Source organism: Pseudomonas sp. GL_139_B (assembly GCF_057834475.1).
The window spans coordinates 3,667,046-3,683,817 of sequence record NZ_CM174403.1; the positions used below are offsets into that span (position 1 = coordinate 3,667,046).

Sequence of the window (16,772 nt, forward strand, 5' to 3'; positions counted from 1 at the left end):
CTCTAGGGTTCACTCAACCGAATGGACGTGGCCCTCCCATGAAAAGCATCTGCGTCATCGACTCCCACACCGGGGGCGAACCGACTCGTCTGGTGACCGCCGGTTTTCCTGATCTGGGCCGTGGCAGCATGGCTGAACGGCGCAAAATCCTCGCCGAGCAGCATGACCAATGGCGAGCGGCATGCGTGCTGGAACCGAGGGGCAGTGATGTGCTGGTGGGTGCCCTGCTCTGCGAACCCGTCGACCCGAGCGCCTGTGCCGGGGTGATTTTTTTCAACAACAGCGGTTACCTGGGCATGTGCGGCCACGGCACCATCGGCCTGGTGACGTCTCTGGCGCACATGAGCAAGATTGGTCCCGGCGTGCACAGCATCGAGACGCCGGTGGGCACGGTACAAGCCACCCTGCACGACGACCATTCGGTCAGCGTGCGCAATGTCCCCGCCTATCGTTATCGCAAGGATTTGGCATTGCAGGTGCCTGGCATCGGTCAGGTCACCGGCGATATCGCTTGGGGCGGCAACTGGTTTTTCCTGATCGCCGATCACGGCCTGCGAGTTTCCGGTGACAACCTTGAGGCGCTGACCGCTTATACCTACGCAGTGCAGCAAGCGCTGGAAACCCAGGGCATTCGGGGTGAAGACGGCGGCATGATCGATCATGTCGAGCTGTTCGCCGATGACGATCACGCCGACAGCCGCAACTTCGTGCTCTGCCCTGGCAAGGCTTACGACCGTTCACCGTGCGGCACCGGCACCAGTGCGAAACTGGCGTGCATGGCGGCGGATGACAAACTGCAGCCAGGGCAGAGCTGGCGTCAGGCCAGTGTGATTGGCAGCGAATTCGAAGGATCCTTCGAATGGCAGGGTGAGCGCATCATCCCGACCATCCGTGGCCGCGCGTTCATCAGTGCCGAAGCCCGCTTGATCATTGAACAGGACGATCCGTTCGCCTGGGGCATTCGCCCATGAGCCAGGGCCATGTGGCCGACGTGATCGTCATCGGAGCCGGCATCATCGGCGCGGCGTGCGCCCAGGCGCTGGCCCGTCGCGGCTTGCAGGTGCTGGTACTCGATGCCGGCCTGCATAACGCAACGGCAGCGGGCATGGGCCACTTGCTGGTACTCGACGACAACCCGGCCGAACTGGCCCTGAGTGATTATTCCCTGCAGCGCTGGCGCGAGCATGCACCGGACTTGCCCGACGGCTGCGCTTACCGCAACAACGGCACGCTCTGGCTGGCGGCCAACGCCGAGGAAATGGCGGTGGCCCACAGTAAATTCCTGAACCTGCAGGCTCAGGGAATCGCTTGTGAACTGCTAGGTGCCAGTGCCTTGCGTCAGCGCGAACCGGAGCTACGCGAGGGCCTCGAAGGGGGACTGCTGATCAAGGGTGACGGCATTCTGTATGCCCCCGCCACGGCCAACTGGATGCTCGACACGCCGAACATCCGCCAGCGCCGGGCACGTGTCATGGAGGTCGATGGCCATCGGGTACGACTCGATGACGGCCATTGGTTGAGTGCAGAAGCAGTGGTGCTGGCCAACGGTGTTCAGGCCAATGAACTGTGCCCTGAGTTGCCCATCGAACCCAAAAAAGGACACTTGCTGATCACCGATCGCTACCCCGCCACCGTGAACCACACTCTCGTCGAGCTGGGTTACGTCACCAGCGCCCATAACGCCAAAGGCCCGTCGGTGGCCTGCAATATTCAGCCGCGTCCGACCGGGCAATTGTTCATTGGTGCCTCGCGGCAATTCGGCACGACCGACCCGCAAGTAGAAGGCTGGATGTTGGGGAAAATGCTCAAGCGTGCCGCCGATTACATGCCGGGACTGGCCCGGCTCAATGGCATCCGCGCCTGGACCGGATTTCGTGCCGCCAGCCCAGATGGCTTGCCGCTAGTAGGTCAGCACCCGCGCCGTCCAGGCTTATGGCTGGCGGTCGGACATGAAGGACTGGGGGTGACCACCGCTCCCGGCACGGCCGATTTGTTGGTCGCGCAACTGTTCAACGAAACCCCGCCACTGGCCGCGCAACCCTACCTGCCCCAACGTTTCCTCGGAGAACCTGTGTATGCCTGAATTGATACTCGACGGTCATGCCCTGAGGGTCGCCGACGGTACCAGCGTCGCCGCGGCCCTGGCGTTAGGCGGCAATGGTTGCAGTCGCACTTCGGTCAGCGGTCAACGGCGCGCACCGCTGTGCGGCATGGGCATTTGCCAGGAATGCCGAGTGACCATCGACGGTCGTCGTCGCCTGGCGTGCCAGACCCTCTGCCGTGACGGCATGCAGGTTGAGACACAGCCATGAACGAATACACCGACCTGTTGATCATCGGTGCCGGCCCCGCCGGCATGGCCGCCGCACTGGCAGCAGCACCGAGTGGCGCACGGATTGTCATGCTCGACGACAATCCGCTGGCGGGAGGCCAAATCTGGCGCGACGGCCCTCAAGCCAGCCTCCCCGTTCAGGCCCGTCAGCTGCGTGAGCGGTTGCAGTCCCACAGCAATATCCGCCATCACACCGGCACTCGGGTGATCGCCAATCCCGGCCCGAAACAACTGCTGGTCGAAGACGACGATCACGGGTGGCTGATCAGCTATGACAAATTGATCCTGTGCACCGGTGCCCGCGAGTTGTTGCTGCCCTTCCCCGGCTGGACACTGCCTGGGGTCACCGGCGCTGGGGGATTGCAGGCACTGATCAAATCCGGACTGTCGGTGCGCGATGAGCGCGTGGTGATCGCAGGAAGCGGCCCGCTCCTATTGGCCAGTGCGGCTACCGCGAAGAAACACGGGGCAACGGTGCTACGCATCGCCGAACAAGCTTCGTTCGCGTCTGTCGCCGGTTTCGCAATGCAATTGCCGCGCTGGCCTGCGAAATGGCTGCAATCGTTCAGCTTGTTCAACCGTCATTACCGTGCAGCCACTCATGTCATCGCGGCCCTTGGCACTGACCGACTCGAAGGCGTGCGCCTGCAACAACAAGGCAAAATCGAAGAACTGGAATGTGATCGGCTAGCCTGTGGATTCGCCCTGACCCCGAACATCCAATTGGGTCAGGCGCTGGGTTACGCCATCGAAGGACAGGCGTTGGCGGTGGATCTCTGGCAGGCCAGCAACCGCGCCGATCATTACGCCGCGGGCGAATGCACCGGGTTCGGCGGTAGTGAACTGGCCTTGGCTGAAGGTGCGATTGCCGGGCATTGCGCCGTCGGTGATGTGAAGCAAGCCCGCCAATGGTGGCCACGCCGGGCACGCTGGCAGAGTTTCGCCAAGGCACTGAATCAGGCCTTCGCCCTCGACCCGCAACTAAAGTCCCTGGCCCGCCCCGACACCCTTGTCTGTCGCTGCGAAGACGTGCCCTACGCCGCACTGACCGAACACAGCGACTGGCGCGCGGCCAAGCTCGCCAGCCGCTGTGGCATGGGTGCCTGTCAGGGCCGTGTGTGTGGCGCCGCGGTTGAGCATTTGTTTGGCTGGCAACCCTCGGCGCCGCGCCCACCGTACAGCCCGGCGCGGATCGAGACGTTGATGTGCCTGGACGACACCCCGCCAGCGTGATGATCGTGCCCGGGGTTTCGGTCATGCGGCCGAGCCTCTATGATCCGCAGGTCGCCCTCGGATCTCCCAGCGCTATGTACCCCTCACTCACCACGTTCAAACCCTGCGACCTGCCGACGCTGTTAAGCAATCTTCAGCCGATCGCGCCGCTGCTCGACACCCTGTCGGACGTGGTGTTTTTCATCAAGGATCGCGATGCCCGCTACGTCTTCGTCAACCAGACGCTGGCGCGGCGTTGCGGTTTGAAACACAGCGAGCAATTGCTGGGGCTCACCGCAGAGAGTGTCTTCCCGGAAAACTTCGGGCCTCTGTACACCGAACAGGATCGACGGGTGTTATCCAGCGGCCGTGTGCTGGCCGACCAACTGGAGCTGCACCTGTATTTCGGCAACCAGCCGATCTGGTGCCTGACCCACAAACTGGCCCTTCACGACGAACAGGGTCACATTGTTGGCCTGGCGGGTATCTCCCGGGATTTGCCAACGCCCCAATCCACTCACCCCGCGTACCTGAAGCTCGCCGCCGTGGATGCGCATATCCGCAGCCACTTCGCGCGTCCCATCAGCCTCTCTGAATTGACGGCCATTGGCGGCTACTCCGTCGCGCAACTGGAGCGTCATTGCAAACGGGTGTTCCAGCTCACGCCGCGGCAGATGATTCACAAGGCGCGCCTGGAAGAGGGTTCACGCTTGTTATTGCACACCGACCTGCCCGTCACCGAAATCGCCCTGCGCTGCGGTTACACCGACCACAGTGCTTTCAGCCGACAGTTCCGCGCACTGACCAGTTTGTCGCCGAGTCAGTATCGCGACAATCAACACTGAACCTATAACATTTTCATGAGCCTGTCTGACACTGAGGCTTTTCGGTTTTTTATGACGCGGCGTGGTTGATGGTAGACGCGGGCAGGTTATTGATCTGCTGCATAGATGACCGATTGTGCCGTATCCAATGCAGTGGGACGACGAGTGAAGTAGGTGTCACCTTCAGCGGTGCGGATCTCATAATCCGTTTGGGTCGCAGTACGGCCCAATGCAACGGCATGCTTGATAATTTTCAGTACCCGCTGAAACTTCACAGCCTGAGTACCGTTGCGGGTTGGTCCGGTGAGAATGCTCACACTTTGAAACCACCCGTCGTTCCTTTTGTTCGCCACCAAGGTGTGGCTCAGCGCCTCAAAACGTTCCAGGCGGGTAAACCCCCAAAGCGTCTGTTCCTTGACCGTCTTGCCCGGTGTGGCAGAACCCGTGAATACAAACAGGTTGATATCCGGATTGTCTTCGCAGAAGAAATCATAGGGTACCAGCCCGTCCACGATTTTCTGCCCGGATACGTAGCCCTTTTTATGAACCAGAAACATGCCCACCTCCCCTCAATGGCATAACTCAGAACATCAGCAACGCTGAGTAAGCGTCAGTGAGAAGTCTACTGATTCAGTGCGTACAGGGCGGTCAAGGCAATGTAATTTCGTGTAAAGATCAAGCCCGATGAGGCAAACGAATAGCCATGATCAACCCACCGGACGGCTCGTTGTACGCCGCAATAGTGCCGCCATGCACCTCTACCGCCCTGGAGGCGATTGCCAGTCCCAGGCCGAAACCGCCGCTGTGCTCGCCGATACCACGCTCGAAGGGATGGAAAATTCTCTGTAGTCTGCTGCTGTCAACTCCTGGCCCTTGATCGATAATTTGTACGGTCAGGCTTTGTGTGGGCAGATCGACCGCGGCGCAGACCCGCACTGTACTCACCGATCGGGTATGACGCACTGCATTGCGAATGATGTTCTCGAAGCACCGATACAACAGCTCGCCGTTGACACGGCTGACGAAGGCCGGACAGGCGTGCAGGCTGACCCGACAATTTTTTATCTGCGCCTCGAATTGGGCGTCCTCGACGATTTCCGCCAACAACTCGATGACATCCAGTGATTCACACTCGAAACTCTCGGGTCGGCCCTGCAAGCGCGCCAGGGTCAGCAGGGCTTCGATCAGCGTATCCATGCGTACCGACTCACGCTCGATGCGCTCGATCATTTCCAGGCGTGTAGGGACCTGATGCAACAGCCCAATGGCGGCCTGCATGCGCGTCAACGGTGAACGTAGTTCGTGGGAGATGTCGTGCAACAGATGCTGCTGAGCCTCCACCAGTAATTTCAACTGGTTGGCCATTCGGTCACAGTCCTCGGCCAGGTCGACGATTTCATCGCGGCGCCTGCCCATCATCGGTTTGACCCGGGTATCGAAGTGCCCCTGCGCGACATCGCTCATCGCCCGACGCAAGTAGGCCAACGGCCAAGCCAGGTAGTAGGCCAGGTACCCGCTAAACAGCGCACTCATCACAGTGCCGACGATCAGCGGAGTCAAACGCCCGGGCCTGCCATTATCGTCAAGACCAGGAGAAAGAGAGGACCTGAGCGAAAGTGTGACCCCCTCTTTACTGATGATCGAGCGCTCATAAGTCGGTTGCGATACCGGTGAGCCGGCCAGCAACTGGCCAGCAACGTCATATACGCCAATGGCCTGACCAGGCGGATGCTTCCACACCGCCAGGAGTTGCCTGCCCGATTCGATGCCAAATTGCTGCAGTAGCTGTTCCTCACTGACCAGGACAGCCTCCAGATGAGGATCGCCGGGGTGGAAGTTTTCCAGTATCAGAATGCCCAGCCCGACAAAGAAGGTAAGGCTGGTAGCCAGCCAGAACGCCAGGAACAGTTTCCAGTACAAGCGGCTTGGCCTCATCATTCCGCAATCAACAGATAACCGAGGCCACGCACACTCTGAATCCATGCGCTGGTGTCGGGACGCGGCCCCAGTTTTTGGCGAATGCTGCTGATGTGCACATCGATGCGCCGGTCATAGCGGGTCAACGGATGCCCCAAGGCATTGAGCGACAGCTCCTGTTTGCTCACCACTTGTCCTGCCCGTCGGGCCAATTCTTCGAGCAAGCTGAACTCGGTACTGGTCAGGCCCAGCTCACGCCCATGCCACTGAGCCTGACGCTTGCCCGGCCACAAGGTCAGAGTGCCGCTCTTGATGACTTCCATGGCTGGCTGGCTCATCGATCGCACCCGACGCATGATCGCCCGCAAACGCGCTACCAGTTCACCCGGAGAGCTGGGCTTGGGCACGTAGTCATCGGCGCCGAGTTCCAGGCCGGTGATCCTGTCGATATTGTCGCCACGAGCCGTGAGCAAAACCACGGGCACCTGGCTGCTGGCCCGGATACGCCTGAGAACCTCGATACCTGACAGTCTCGGCAACATCACATCCAGCACCACAATGCCATAACGACCCGAAAGCGCGTGGTGTTCGCCCTCCTCGCCGGTGTGCACGGCAGTCGCCTCAAAACTTTCTCGCTCCAGGTATTGGCAGAGCATTGCCGTCAGTTCCTGGTCATCGTCGACTAGCAATACAGAGATCATGGCGGGCTCTTGAATGAAGATCGTCGCATTATCTCTATTGCACCGCGCACCGTCATCGCGTCAGTCCAACCTTTACCTAACTTGACACTAGGTTAACCGCACCAAACATCCCGCGCTTTTATGCTTGATATCCACCAGCCTGGCCCCTGTGCGGTGACCCGTCTACGGCGAGTTATCCAGGCGTGCCTGTGCTGCATGTCGATGTATCCTGGAACAACTTGATGACTTTTTCGCACCTTCTCTGCTCGGTCGCGCTGTTGCTCAATGCCACACTTGTGCACGCCCAAGGCTTCAAAATCTCCGACATTCGCGTCAATGGCCTCCAGCGGGTCTCCGCGGGTAGCGTCTTTGGTGCTTTGCCGTTGAACGTCGGTGAACAGGCGGATGATCGTCGCCTGGTGGAATCCACTCGTGCTTTGTTCAAAACCGGGTTCTTTCAAGATATCCAGCTGGGCCGCGATGGCAACGTCCTGGTCATCACGGTAGTCGAGCGCCCGTCGGTCGCCAGTATCGAGATCGAAGGTAACAAGGCGATTTCTACTGAAGACCTGATGAAAGGCCTCAAACAATCCGGTCTGGCTGAAGGCGAGATCTTTCAGCGGGCCACCCTCGAAGGTGTGCGTAACGAACTGCAGCGCCAATACGTCGCCCAGGGTCGCTACTCCGCCACGGTCGACACTGAAGTGGTGCCGCAGCCGCGTAACCGCGTCGGGTTGAAGGTCAACATCAACGAAGGCACCGTTGCGGCTATCCAGCACATCAACGTGGTGGGTAACACCGTCTTCCCTGAAGAAGACCTGATCGACCTGTTCGAACTGAAGACCACCAACTGGCTGTCGTTCTTCAAGAATGATGACAAGTACGCGCGTGAAAAGCTTTCCGGTGACCTGGAGCGTCTGCGTTCCTATTACCTGGACCGTGGCTATATCAATATGGATATCGCTTCGACCCAGGTGTCCATCACACCGGACAAGAAACACGTCTACATCACGGTCAACGTCAACGAAGGTGAGAAGTACACCGTTCGTGACGTCAAGCTGAGCGGTGACCTGAAAGTCCCTGAAGATCAGATCAAGTCCCTGCTGCTGGTCCAGAAAGGCCAGGTGTTCTCGCGCAAGCTGATGACCACCACATCGGAATTGATCACCCGCCGTCTGGGTAACGAGGGTTACACCTTCGCCAACGTCAATGGCGTGCCTCAGCCCCATAATGAAGACCACACCGTTGATATCACCTTCGCAGTGGATCCGGGTAAACGGGCTTACGTTAACCGTATCAACTTCCGTGGCAACACCAAGTCCGAAGACGAAGTGCTGCGCCGTGAAATGCGCCAGATGGAAGGCGGCTGGGCTTCGACCTACCTGATCGATCAATCCAAGACGCGCCTTGAGCGCCTGGGCTTCTTCAAAGAAGTCAACGTCGAAACCCCGGCTGTGCCAGGTGTCGATGACCAGGTTGACGTGAACTACGGCGTTGAAGAACAGGCTTCCGGTTCGATCACTGCCAGTATCGGCTTCGCACAAAGCGCCGGCCTGATCCTCGGTGGTTCGATCACTCAGAACAACTTCCTGGGTACCGGTAACAAGGTCAGCATCGGCTTGACCCGCAGTGAATATCAAAGCAAGTACAACTTCGGCTTTGTCGATCCCTACTTCACTTCGGATGGAGTGAGCCTGGGCTACGACCTGTTCTACAACCACACCGACTACGATAAATACTACGGTAACGGCGCCTCGTACTATTCCATCAACAGCTTTGGTGCCGGAACGTCGTTTGGCTACCCCCTCAATGAGACTTCGCGTGTGACGTTTGGCCTGATGGCACAACATGACAGCATCGAACCTGGCACCTATAGCGCGGATGAGATCTACGACTTTATCCAGCGCGAGGGCAAGGAGTTCACCAACTTCAAGGCCAGTCTCGGCTGGTCGGAGTCGACCCTGAACCGAAGTGTGCTGGCCACTCGCGGCCATTCACAGAACCTGAGTCTTACGGTGACGGTGCCGGGAAGCGACTTGAGCTTCTACAAGATCAATTACACCGGGCAGACCTTTCTGCCGGTCAGCACTGCCACCTCACTGCGCTTCCATACCAATCTCGGCTATGGCAATAGCTACGGCTCAACCGATGGCTTGCCGTTCTATGAAAACTACACGGCAGGTGGCGAAGGGTCAGTTCGCGGTTTCAAAAACGGCACCTTGGGTCCGCGCAACACCCCCGCCACCGGGACGTATGCCAGTGCCGGTCAAGCCTATTATTCCGATCGGGACACCGACGCCTTGGGCGGCAATGTACTCATCTCCGGCGGCGTGGAATACCTGTTTCCGATGCCCTTCATCAAAGACACTAAATCCGTACGCACTTCGGTGTTCTGGGACGCGGGCAGTGTCTATTCGAACACGTGTAATTTGAGCACCACTCAAGGGTGTAACGGCATAGATCTGAACCAGATGGCAAGCTCGCTGGGGGTTGGCGTGACCTGGTTCAGCGCACTGGGGCCGCTGTCATTCAACTTGGCGCTGCCGATTCGAACACCCGGTAACGCCGAAACGCAAGTATTCCAGTTCTCTTTGGGAAAGACCTTTTGACCCCTGTGCAGGAGGCCATTGTAGATGGACCGGCATCTGTTATGCGGGAAGGGATTGACGGGCTTCTCATCCATTTTTCGTCAATCGGTGTTCCTTAAAAGGGCACTTCCCATTGCTCCCATACGTAACACCAGCCCCTGGGGCCCACGCCCCCCCCCTGGGCACTGCTACCCCGGTCATGTCGCCCCAAGCCCCCTACTTCAAGGCCTACCCAATACTTCACCTCAAAGACTGGAAATCGGCACGTTGATTGCTATTGTTAATATCGTATACGAAATCCTCAATACGATATTTAACAGCACTTCACACGAACGAGGCCTCTATGAAAAACCCAGCATTTGCCGTAGCCCTCAGCGCTGTTCTCAGTACCCTTTTTGTCGCCAACGCCCAGGCCGACAAGCTCGATGACATCATCGGTTCAGGCAAGCTGCGCTGCGCCGTCACCCTGGACTTCCCACCGATGGGTTTCCGCGATGCCGGTAACAACCCGGCCGGTTTCGATGTGGACTATTGCCGCGACCTGGCGAAGATCCTAGGAGTCGAGGCTGAAGTGGTTGAGACGCCATTCCCGGACCGCATTCCGGCGCTGGTCTCCGGACGCGCCGACGTGATCGTCGCCTCTACGTCCGACACCCTCGAACGGGCAAAGACCGTCGGCCTTACCGTGCCCTACTTCGCTTTTCAAATGGTGGTGTTGACACGCGACGATACCGGCATCAACGGCTTCGACGACCTCAAAGGCAAACCCGTGGGCAATACCAGCGGCACCTATGAGGCCATCGCCCTGGAAAAAGACGTGAAAAATTGGGGCAGCGGCAGCTTCCGTGCCTATCAGTCGCAAAACGACACCCTGCTGGCCGTTGCCCAGGGCCACATTGACGCCACCGTGGTCACCAACACCGTCGCCGCCGCCACCCTCAAATCGGGTAAATACAAAAACCTGAAAGTCGCCGGTAATGCCCCGTACGTCATCGACTACGTGTCCCTCGGCGCCAAACGCAACGAGTATGGCCTGCTCAACTACCTCAACCTGTTCGTCAACCAACAGGTGCGCACCGGTCGTTACAAGGAGCTGTTCGTCAAATGGGTCGGCACCGATATCTCGCCGGCTAACCTGACCGTGCCACAGGTTTATTACTAAGGTGTCTGGCATGCCTAGGTCCGTTTCTCTGACCGGTCGCAGCCTGCTCGCCGGCGCTGCTCAAGGTCCTCTGCTGTTCGCCGATGTCGGGCTGAGTTTCTGGGGCGGAGTTGACTCCTGCAGTGGTGAGGTTATCGATCGCCACCATCCACTCAGCGGCGAATACCTGGCGGGGCGTGTGCTGGCGATTCCTAGCGGACGCGGTTCATGCACCGGCAGCAGTGTGTTGATGGAACTGATCAGCAACCGCCATGCACCGGCGGCACTGGTGCTGGCCGAACCGGATGAGATCCTGACCCTCGGCGTGCTGGTGGCGCAGACTGTTTTTGCCCGTTCCCTGCCGGTGCTCTGCATCGGCCAGGAGGCCTTCACGACCTTGCGCGATCAGGCCTTCGCCCGGGTTGATGGCACCACGCTGAGCCTGTTCGAGTACCTGCCTGAGGATACCTGGCAGGCACTCGACAAACCTTTATCGAGCACCGATAGTCGCGCTTCAATCGAGCTCACCGAATTTGATCGGGCGCTGCTCGACGGTCAGTATGGACAGGCTGCGAAAATGGCCATGCACATTGTTCTGCGCATGGCCGAGCTGCAAGGGGCCCGACGTCTGGTGGCTGTCACTCAGGCGCACATTGATGGTTGTATCTACACGGGACCGGCAAGCCTGCGCTTTGCCCAACAGTTGGTGGAATGGGGGGCCAAAGTGCGGGTGCCCACCACCCTCAATTCGATTTCCGTGGACCAGCGTCGCTGGCGCGAATTGGGCATTGACCCGACCCTCGGCGAGCCGGCCAGTGCCTTGGGCGATGCCTATATGGCGATGGGCGCACAACTGAGCTTCACCTGCGCGCCCTATCTGCTCGACAGTGCGCCCAAGGCAGGCGAGCAGATTGTCTGGGCCGAATCCAATGCCGTGGTGTACGCCAACAGCGTGCTCGGCGCACGCACACAGAAGTACCCGGACTACCTCGACATCTGCATCGCCCTCACCGGCCGCGCCCCGCTGATCGGCTGCCATCTGGACGCACAACGCAAGGCCCGGTTGCAGATCGAGTTGCCGGTACTCGGTGAACTGGACGATGCCTTTTACCCGTTGCTCGGTTATCACATCGGTGCGCTGGCCGGCAGCCGTGTGCCGCTGGTACTGGGCCTGGAACACCGCCAGCCGAGCCTGGACGATCTCAAAGCGTTCGGCGCAGCGTTTGCCACCACTTCGGCGGCGCCGCTGTTTCATATTGCCGGGGTCACACCGGAGGCGATTGATCCGGCCAGCGTGGTGGAACCGAATGTCGCCCTACCCGTGGAAAAAATCCGCCTGAACGACCTGCTGGTGAGTTGGCGCGAGCTCAACAGTGCCTGTGACCACCGGGTGGATGTGGTGTCGCTGGGCAACCCGCATTTTTCCCTCAGCGAATTCGCTCATCTGGCGAGGCTGTGCCGGGGTCGGCACAAACACCCAGACGTCGTACTCGCTATCACCTGCGGCCGTGCGGTGCTGGAGCAGGCGCGTCAGGCCGGGCATATCGCGGTGATCGAGGCCTTCGGCGCCACCCTGGTCACCGACACCTGCTGGTGCATGCTCGGCGAACCGGTGATTCCACCCGCCGCGACCACGCTGATGACCAACTCGGGCAAGTACGCCCACTACGCACCTGGACTGGTGGGTCGCAAGGTGCATTTCGCCAGTCTTGCCGAGTGTGTCGATACCGCGTGCACCGCCATTGCCAGCGGACGTCTGCCGGCCTGGCTGCAACCCGCTGCCCAACTGGAGAGCCCCGCGCATGTTTGACTACACCTTCCAATGGCGCTCAGCCCTGCGCGCCTTGCCGGATATGCTCGCCGGCGCCGTGGTCACCTTCGAGACCGCGGCGCTGTCAATGATCTTCGGCGTCCTCATCGCCCTGGCCTTGACGGTGATACGCGAAAGCAAAAAACCGCTGCTGCGTGGTATCGGCAACGGCTGGGTATCGATTGCCCGCAACACGCCGTCGTTGTTCCAGATCTACATCCTCTACTTCGGCCTCGGCTCGCTCGGACTGCACGTCAGCTCGTGGCTTGCGCTGCTGGCGGGGATCACATTCAACAACGCGGGTTACCTGGCGGAAAACTTTCGCGGCGGGCTCAAGGCCGTGCCCCAAACCCAGGTGCGCGCCGCACGGTCACTGGGCATGAGCGCCTTTCAGACCTACCGCATGATCATCGTCCCGCAGTTGCTACGCATCGTGTTCTACCCGCTGACCAACCAAATGGTCTGGGCGGTGCTGATGACGTCGCTGGGGGTGATCGTCGGGCTGAACAATGACCTGACCGGGGTGACCCAGGACTACAACGTCAAAACCTTCCGCACCTTCGAGTATTTCGCGATTGCGGCAGTGCTGTATTACGCGATTGCCAAGACGATCGTCGCGACAGCCCGGCTGATGGCCTGGCGGTTGTTCCGTTACTGAGGAGCTGTTCATGTTTGCCACCGGTTTTTCCTCGAATGACCTGATGTTTCTACTCAACGGCGCCTGGGTCACGCTGCAATTGACGTTCTGGTCGATCATCCTCGGCTCCATCGCCGGGCTGCTGTTCGGCTTGCTGCGGGCCTTGTTGCCACGGGCCAGTTTGCCGCTGGCCTGGGTGCTGGACGTGTTTCGCAGCGTACCGTTGTTGATTCAGTTCGTGCTGTTCAACTCACTCAAAAGCATTGTCGGCTTGAACATCAGCGCCTTCAGCGTCGGCTGCATCGTGCTCGGCGTGTACACCGCCGCGTACTTCACCGAAATCGTGCGCGGCGGCGTGTTGGCGGTGCCCTTCACGGTACGTCGGGCCAGCCGTTCACTGGGCCTGAGTTTCCTGCAGGACCTGCGATGGATCGTCCTGCCAATGGCCACGCGAGTAGCCTTCCCCGGCTGGCTGAACCTGGTGCTCGGTGTGATGAAAGACACCGCGCTGGTGATGTGGATCGGCATCGTCGAACTGCTGCGCGCCTCGCAAACCATCGTAACCCGCATCCAGGAGCCGTTGCTGGTGCTGTGCATCGCGGGCCTTATCTACTACGTCATGAGCCTGGTGGTTGCACGCCTCGGCGCTCGTCTGGAAAGAAGGTGGCAGGAAAATGATTGAGATCGATAACGTACACAAATCGTTCGGCAACCTCGAAGTGGTCAAGGGCGTGAACCTGACCGTGAACAAGGGTGAGGTGGTGTCGATCATCGGCGGCTCCGGTTCCGGTAAATCCACCCTGTTGATGTGCATCAACGGTCTGGAGCCGATCCAGAAAGGCAACATCCGCGTGGACGGGGTCGAGGTTCATCACAACGCCACCGATCTCAACCGATTGCGGCAAAAGATCGGCATCGTGTTCCAGCAATGGAATGCCTTTCCACACCTGACGGTGCTGGAAAACGTCATGCTCGCCCCGCGCAAAGTGCTGGGCAAAAGCAAAGCCGAAGCCGAGGAACTGGCGGTGCAACAACTGACCCACGTCGGTCTGGGCGACAAGCTCAAGACCTTTCCCGGCAAGCTGTCCGGCGGTCAACAGCAACGCATGGCCATCGCCCGCGCGCTGGCGATGTCACCGGACTACATGCTGTTCGACGAAGCCACTTCCGCCCTCGACCCGCAGCTGGTGGGTGAGGTGCTGGACACCATGCGCATGCTCGCCGAGGACGGCATGACCATGGTGCTGGTGACCCACGAGATCCGCTTTGCCCGCGATGTGTCCGACCGGGTGGCGTTCTTTCGCAATGGGCTGGTGCATGAGATTGGGTCGCCGGATCAGGTGATTGGCAATCCGGTGCATGCGGAGACTGCGGCGTTTCTCAAATCGGTGAAGTAGCTGATGGCCCCATCGCGAGCAGGCTCACTCCCACAATGGATCTGCGTTGACTGAGATTTCAAGCCCCCCCCTGTGGGAGCGAGCCTGCTCGCGAAGGGGCCCTAACAGACAAAACAAGGAACAAACCATGCGTTCATCAAAAATAATTCACGTGGTCAGCTGCCACGCCGAAGGCGAAGTCGGCGACGTGATCGTCGGCGGCGTCGCCCCACCACCCGGCGCGACCGTGTGGGAACAATCGCGCTGGATCGCCAAGGACGAAACCCTGCGCAACTTCGTGCTCAACGAACCGCGTGGCGGCGTGTTTCGCCACGTCAACCTGCTGGTGCCGGCCAAGGACCCGCGGGCGCAGATGGCCTGGATCATCATGGAGCCGGCGGACACCCCACCGATGTCCGGCTCAAACTCATTGTGCGTGGCCACTGTGTTGCTCGACAGCGGCATCCTGCCGATGACCGAGCCGCAAACCCGAATGGTGCTGGAGGCCCCCGGAGGACTGATCGAGGCGGTTGCCGATTGCCGTGACGGCAAAGTCGAACGGGTCGAAATCAAAAACGTGCCATCCTTCGCTGATCGCCTCGACGCATGGATCGAAGTCGAAGGGCTCGGCTCGCTCAAGGTGGATACCGCCTATGGCGGCGACAGTTTCGTGATCGCCGATGCCGAGGGGCTGGGATTTTCAATCAGCCCGGACGAGGCTGCCGATCTGGTGGCGGCAGGACTGAAAATCACCCGAGCCGCCAACGAACAACTAGGCTTCGTTCATCCGCTAAATCCCGAGTGGTCGCACATTTCCTTCTGCCAGATCGCAGCGCCCATCGTCCATGAGAACGGTATCGCCACAGGGGCGAACGCGGTGGTGATTCAACCTGGCAAAATCGACCGCTCCCCCACCGGCACCGGCTGCTCGGCGCGCATGGCGGTGTTGCAGGCCAAGGGCTTGATGCAGGTTGGCGAACGTTTTATCGGTCGTTCGATCATCGGTTCCGAGTTCCACTGCCGCATTGACTCGCTGACCGAAGTGGCCGGCCGCCCCGCCATCTACCCGTGCATTTCCGGGCGGGCGTGGATCACCGGCACCCACCAATTGCTGCTCGATCCGAGCGATCCATGGCCACAGGGCTATCGCTTATCTGATACCTGGCCGGGTGCTTGATCCGGGACCACTCGGACCAACGGCCAGCAAATCCCCTGAAAAACCCGAAATAGCACTGGCCGAATCTTTTCATTTTAAATATCGTATACGAAATACAATTAACAATCCGGAGGCAACAAATGAGCAAACGTATTAACTGGAGTGGCGTCTTCCCCGCAGTGACCACTCAATTCAACGAAGACTTCACCATCAACCTGGATAAAACCCATCAGGTGATTTCCAACCTGATCCGCGATGGTGTGTCGGGCCTGGTGGTGTGTGGTTCGGTAGGTGAAAACACCTCGCTGACCGCCGAAGAAAAAATCGCCGTCACCGAAGTCGCCGTCGATGCTTCTCGCGGCCGGGTGCCGGTGATTTGTGGCGTCGCCGAATTCACCAGCGTGCAAGCGGCCAAGGTGGCCAACGCCGTGCGCAAGGTTGGCGTCGATGGCGTGATGCTGATGCCTGCGCTGGTCTACAGCTCCAAACCCTTTGAAACCGCCGAGCACTATCGCTACGTGGCCAAGCATGCAGACGTGCCGTTGATGGTCTACAACAATCCACCGATCTACAAAAACGACGTCACCCCGGACATTCTGATCTCCTTGGCCGACTGCGACAACGTGGTGTGCTTCAAGGATTCCTCCGGCGACACCCGCCGTTTCATCGACGTGCGCAATGAAGTTGGCGACCGTTTCGTGCTGTTCGCCGGCCTGGATGACGTGGTGCTGGAAAGCATCGCCGTCGGTGCCGAAGGCTGGGTCTCGGGCATGTCCAACGTGTTCCCGAAAGAAGGCGAAACCATCTTCCGTCTGGCCAAGGCCGGGCGTTTCGCCGAAGCCATGCCGATCTACGAATGGCTGATGCCGATCCTGCACCTGGATGCCCGTGCCGACCTGGTGCAGTGCATCAAACTGTGTGAAGCCATTGCCGGGCGCGGCAGCGCGCTGACCCGTCCGCCACGCCTGGCCCTGCCGGAAGCGGATCGGGTATTCGTCGAACAGATCATGGCCAAAGCCCTGGCGAACCGTCCGCAGTTGCCGGACGTCGGTCTCTGAGTGATTGCCCGGCTGGTCGACGGCAACAGCCACCGAAATCC

Annotated in this window: 16 protein-coding genes; 13 read left to right on the top strand and 3 right to left on the bottom strand. The window is 59.8% G+C overall.

Annotated elements, in window-relative coordinates:
* Window positions 1-38 precede the first annotated feature (38 nt).
* The 5 genes from AC3ISI_RS16635 (at window position 39) to AC3ISI_RS16655 (ending at window position 4,389) form a co-directional block, all read left to right on the top strand.
* Window positions 39-971 carry a 4-hydroxyproline epimerase gene (locus AC3ISI_RS16635; protein ID WP_489332910.1) on the top strand — a complete coding sequence of 311 codons (933 nt, stop codon included), beginning with the start codon at window positions 39-41 and terminating at the stop codon, window positions 969-971.
* Window positions 968-2,083, top strand: a complete 1,116-nt coding sequence (locus AC3ISI_RS16640) for an NAD(P)/FAD-dependent oxidoreductase (RefSeq protein ID WP_489332911.1) — start codon at window positions 968-970, stop codon at window positions 2,081-2,083. Before AC3ISI_RS16635 ends, AC3ISI_RS16640 begins: the two co-directional genes overlap by 4 nt.
* Complete coding sequence (locus AC3ISI_RS16645) at window positions 2,076-2,312, top strand: (2Fe-2S)-binding protein (protein ID WP_489332912.1); 237 nt, start codon at window positions 2,076-2,078, stop codon at window positions 2,310-2,312. The genes AC3ISI_RS16640 and AC3ISI_RS16645 overlap by 8 nt, the downstream gene beginning before the upstream one ends.
* Window positions 2,309-3,565 (top strand): FAD-dependent oxidoreductase, encoded by a 1,257-nt coding sequence (locus AC3ISI_RS16650; protein WP_489332913.1) that lies wholly within the window; start codon window positions 2,309-2,311, stop codon window positions 3,563-3,565. The genes AC3ISI_RS16645 and AC3ISI_RS16650 overlap by 4 nt, the downstream gene beginning before the upstream one ends.
* A 74-nt stretch (window positions 3,566-3,639) precedes the next feature.
* Window positions 3,640-4,389: a PAS domain-containing protein gene (locus tag AC3ISI_RS16655; protein WP_489332914.1), complete on the top strand. Its 750-nt coding sequence runs from the start codon at window positions 3,640-3,642 to the stop codon at window positions 4,387-4,389.
* Window positions 4,390-4,475: 86 nt separating this feature from the next.
* On the opposite strand, the gene AC3ISI_RS16660 is transcribed toward AC3ISI_RS16655, so the two are convergent.
* The 3 genes from AC3ISI_RS16660 to AC3ISI_RS16670 all read right to left on the bottom strand — a co-directional run bounded on the left by AC3ISI_RS16660 (window position 4,476) and on the right by AC3ISI_RS16670 (window position 6,986).
* Complete coding sequence (locus tag AC3ISI_RS16660) at window positions 4,476-4,925, bottom strand: hypothetical protein (RefSeq protein WP_489332915.1); 450 nt, start codon at window positions 4,923-4,925, stop codon at window positions 4,476-4,478.
* Between the two features lie 118 nt (window positions 4,926-5,043).
* Window positions 5,044-6,306 carry a HAMP domain-containing sensor histidine kinase gene (locus AC3ISI_RS16665; protein WP_489332916.1) on the bottom strand — a complete coding sequence of 421 codons (1,263 nt, stop codon included), beginning with the start codon at window positions 6,304-6,306 and terminating at the stop codon, window positions 5,044-5,046.
* Window positions 6,303-6,986: a response regulator gene (locus AC3ISI_RS16670; RefSeq protein ID WP_489332917.1), complete on the bottom strand. Its 684-nt coding sequence runs from the start codon at window positions 6,984-6,986 to the stop codon at window positions 6,303-6,305. The genes AC3ISI_RS16665 and AC3ISI_RS16670 overlap by 4 nt, the downstream gene beginning before the upstream one ends.
* A gap of 221 nt (window positions 6,987-7,207) precedes the next feature.
* Here AC3ISI_RS16670 and bamA point away from each other — a divergent pair, with 221 nt between their 5' ends.
* The 8 genes from bamA (at window position 7,208) to AC3ISI_RS16710 (ending at window position 16,731) form a co-directional block, all read left to right on the top strand.
* Window positions 7,208-9,574, top strand: coding sequence for an outer membrane protein assembly factor BamA (bamA, locus tag AC3ISI_RS16675; RefSeq protein ID WP_489332918.1), 2,367 nt, complete (start codon window positions 7,208-7,210; stop codon window positions 9,572-9,574).
* Window positions 9,575-9,896: 322 nt separating this feature from the next.
* Window positions 9,897-10,715 carry an ABC transporter substrate-binding protein gene (locus tag AC3ISI_RS16680; RefSeq protein WP_489332919.1) on the top strand — a complete coding sequence of 273 codons (819 nt, stop codon included), beginning with the start codon at window positions 9,897-9,899 and terminating at the stop codon, window positions 10,713-10,715.
* A 10-nt stretch (window positions 10,716-10,725) separates the two neighbouring features.
* Window positions 10,726-12,504, top strand: a complete 1,779-nt coding sequence (gene lhpI, locus AC3ISI_RS16685; RefSeq protein ID WP_489332920.1) for a cis-3-hydroxy-L-proline dehydratase — start codon at window positions 10,726-10,728, stop codon at window positions 12,502-12,504.
* A complete protein-coding gene (locus tag AC3ISI_RS16690) occupies window positions 12,497-13,162 on the top strand; it encodes an amino acid ABC transporter permease (protein WP_489332921.1) in 666 nt (221 codons plus the stop codon). Before lhpI ends, AC3ISI_RS16690 begins: the two co-directional genes overlap by 8 nt.
* A 10-nt stretch (window positions 13,163-13,172) precedes the next feature.
* Window positions 13,173-13,823, top strand: a complete 651-nt coding sequence (locus AC3ISI_RS16695) for an amino acid ABC transporter permease (protein ID WP_027924790.1) — start codon at window positions 13,173-13,175, stop codon at window positions 13,821-13,823.
* Window positions 13,816-14,538: an amino acid ABC transporter ATP-binding protein gene (locus tag AC3ISI_RS16700; protein ID WP_489332922.1), complete on the top strand. Its 723-nt coding sequence runs from the start codon at window positions 13,816-13,818 to the stop codon at window positions 14,536-14,538. The genes AC3ISI_RS16695 and AC3ISI_RS16700 overlap by 8 nt, the downstream gene beginning before the upstream one ends.
* A 127-nt stretch (window positions 14,539-14,665) precedes the next feature.
* Entirely contained in the window at window positions 14,666-15,694 is a 1,029-nt protein-coding gene (locus tag AC3ISI_RS16705; RefSeq protein ID WP_489332923.1) for a trans-3-hydroxy-L-proline dehydratase, read from the top strand.
* A 119-nt stretch (window positions 15,695-15,813) separates the two neighbouring features.
* Window positions 15,814-16,731: a dihydrodipicolinate synthase family protein gene (locus AC3ISI_RS16710; RefSeq protein ID WP_489332924.1), complete on the top strand. Its 918-nt coding sequence runs from the start codon at window positions 15,814-15,816 to the stop codon at window positions 16,729-16,731.
* The last annotated feature ends 41 nt before the right edge of the window (window positions 16,732-16,772 follow it).

Coding starts and splice junctions, on each gene's coding strand:
- AC3ISI_RS16635 (WP_489332910.1), top strand. CDS start 39: ATGAAAAGCATCTGCGTCATCGACTCCCACACCGGGGGCGAACCGACT.
- AC3ISI_RS16640 (WP_489332911.1), top strand. CDS start 968: ATGAGCCAGGGCCATGTGGCCGACGTGATCGTCATCGGAGCCGGCATC.
- AC3ISI_RS16645 (WP_489332912.1), top strand. CDS start 2,076: ATGCCTGAATTGATACTCGACGGTCATGCCCTGAGGGTCGCCGACGGT.
- AC3ISI_RS16650 (WP_489332913.1), top strand. CDS start 2,309: ATGAACGAATACACCGACCTGTTGATCATCGGTGCCGGCCCCGCCGGC.
- AC3ISI_RS16655 (WP_489332914.1), top strand. CDS start 3,640: ATGTACCCCTCACTCACCACGTTCAAACCCTGCGACCTGCCGACGCTG.
- AC3ISI_RS16660 (WP_489332915.1), bottom strand. CDS start 4,925: ATGTTTCTGGTTCATAAAAAGGGCTACGTATCCGGGCAGAAAATCGTG.
- AC3ISI_RS16665 (WP_489332916.1), bottom strand. CDS start 6,306: ATGATGAGGCCAAGCCGCTTGTACTGGAAACTGTTCCTGGCGTTCTGG.
- AC3ISI_RS16670 (WP_489332917.1), bottom strand. CDS start 6,986: ATGATCTCTGTATTGCTAGTCGACGATGACCAGGAACTGACGGCAATG.
- bamA (WP_489332918.1), top strand. CDS start 7,208: ATGACTTTTTCGCACCTTCTCTGCTCGGTCGCGCTGTTGCTCAATGCC.
- AC3ISI_RS16680 (WP_489332919.1), top strand. CDS start 9,897: ATGAAAAACCCAGCATTTGCCGTAGCCCTCAGCGCTGTTCTCAGTACC.
- lhpI (WP_489332920.1), top strand. CDS start 10,726: ATGCCTAGGTCCGTTTCTCTGACCGGTCGCAGCCTGCTCGCCGGCGCT.
- AC3ISI_RS16690 (WP_489332921.1), top strand. CDS start 12,497: ATGTTTGACTACACCTTCCAATGGCGCTCAGCCCTGCGCGCCTTGCCG.
- AC3ISI_RS16695 (WP_027924790.1), top strand. CDS start 13,173: ATGTTTGCCACCGGTTTTTCCTCGAATGACCTGATGTTTCTACTCAAC.
- AC3ISI_RS16700 (WP_489332922.1), top strand. CDS start 13,816: ATGATTGAGATCGATAACGTACACAAATCGTTCGGCAACCTCGAAGTG.
- AC3ISI_RS16705 (WP_489332923.1), top strand. CDS start 14,666: ATGCGTTCATCAAAAATAATTCACGTGGTCAGCTGCCACGCCGAAGGC.
- AC3ISI_RS16710 (WP_489332924.1), top strand. CDS start 15,814: ATGAGCAAACGTATTAACTGGAGTGGCGTCTTCCCCGCAGTGACCACT.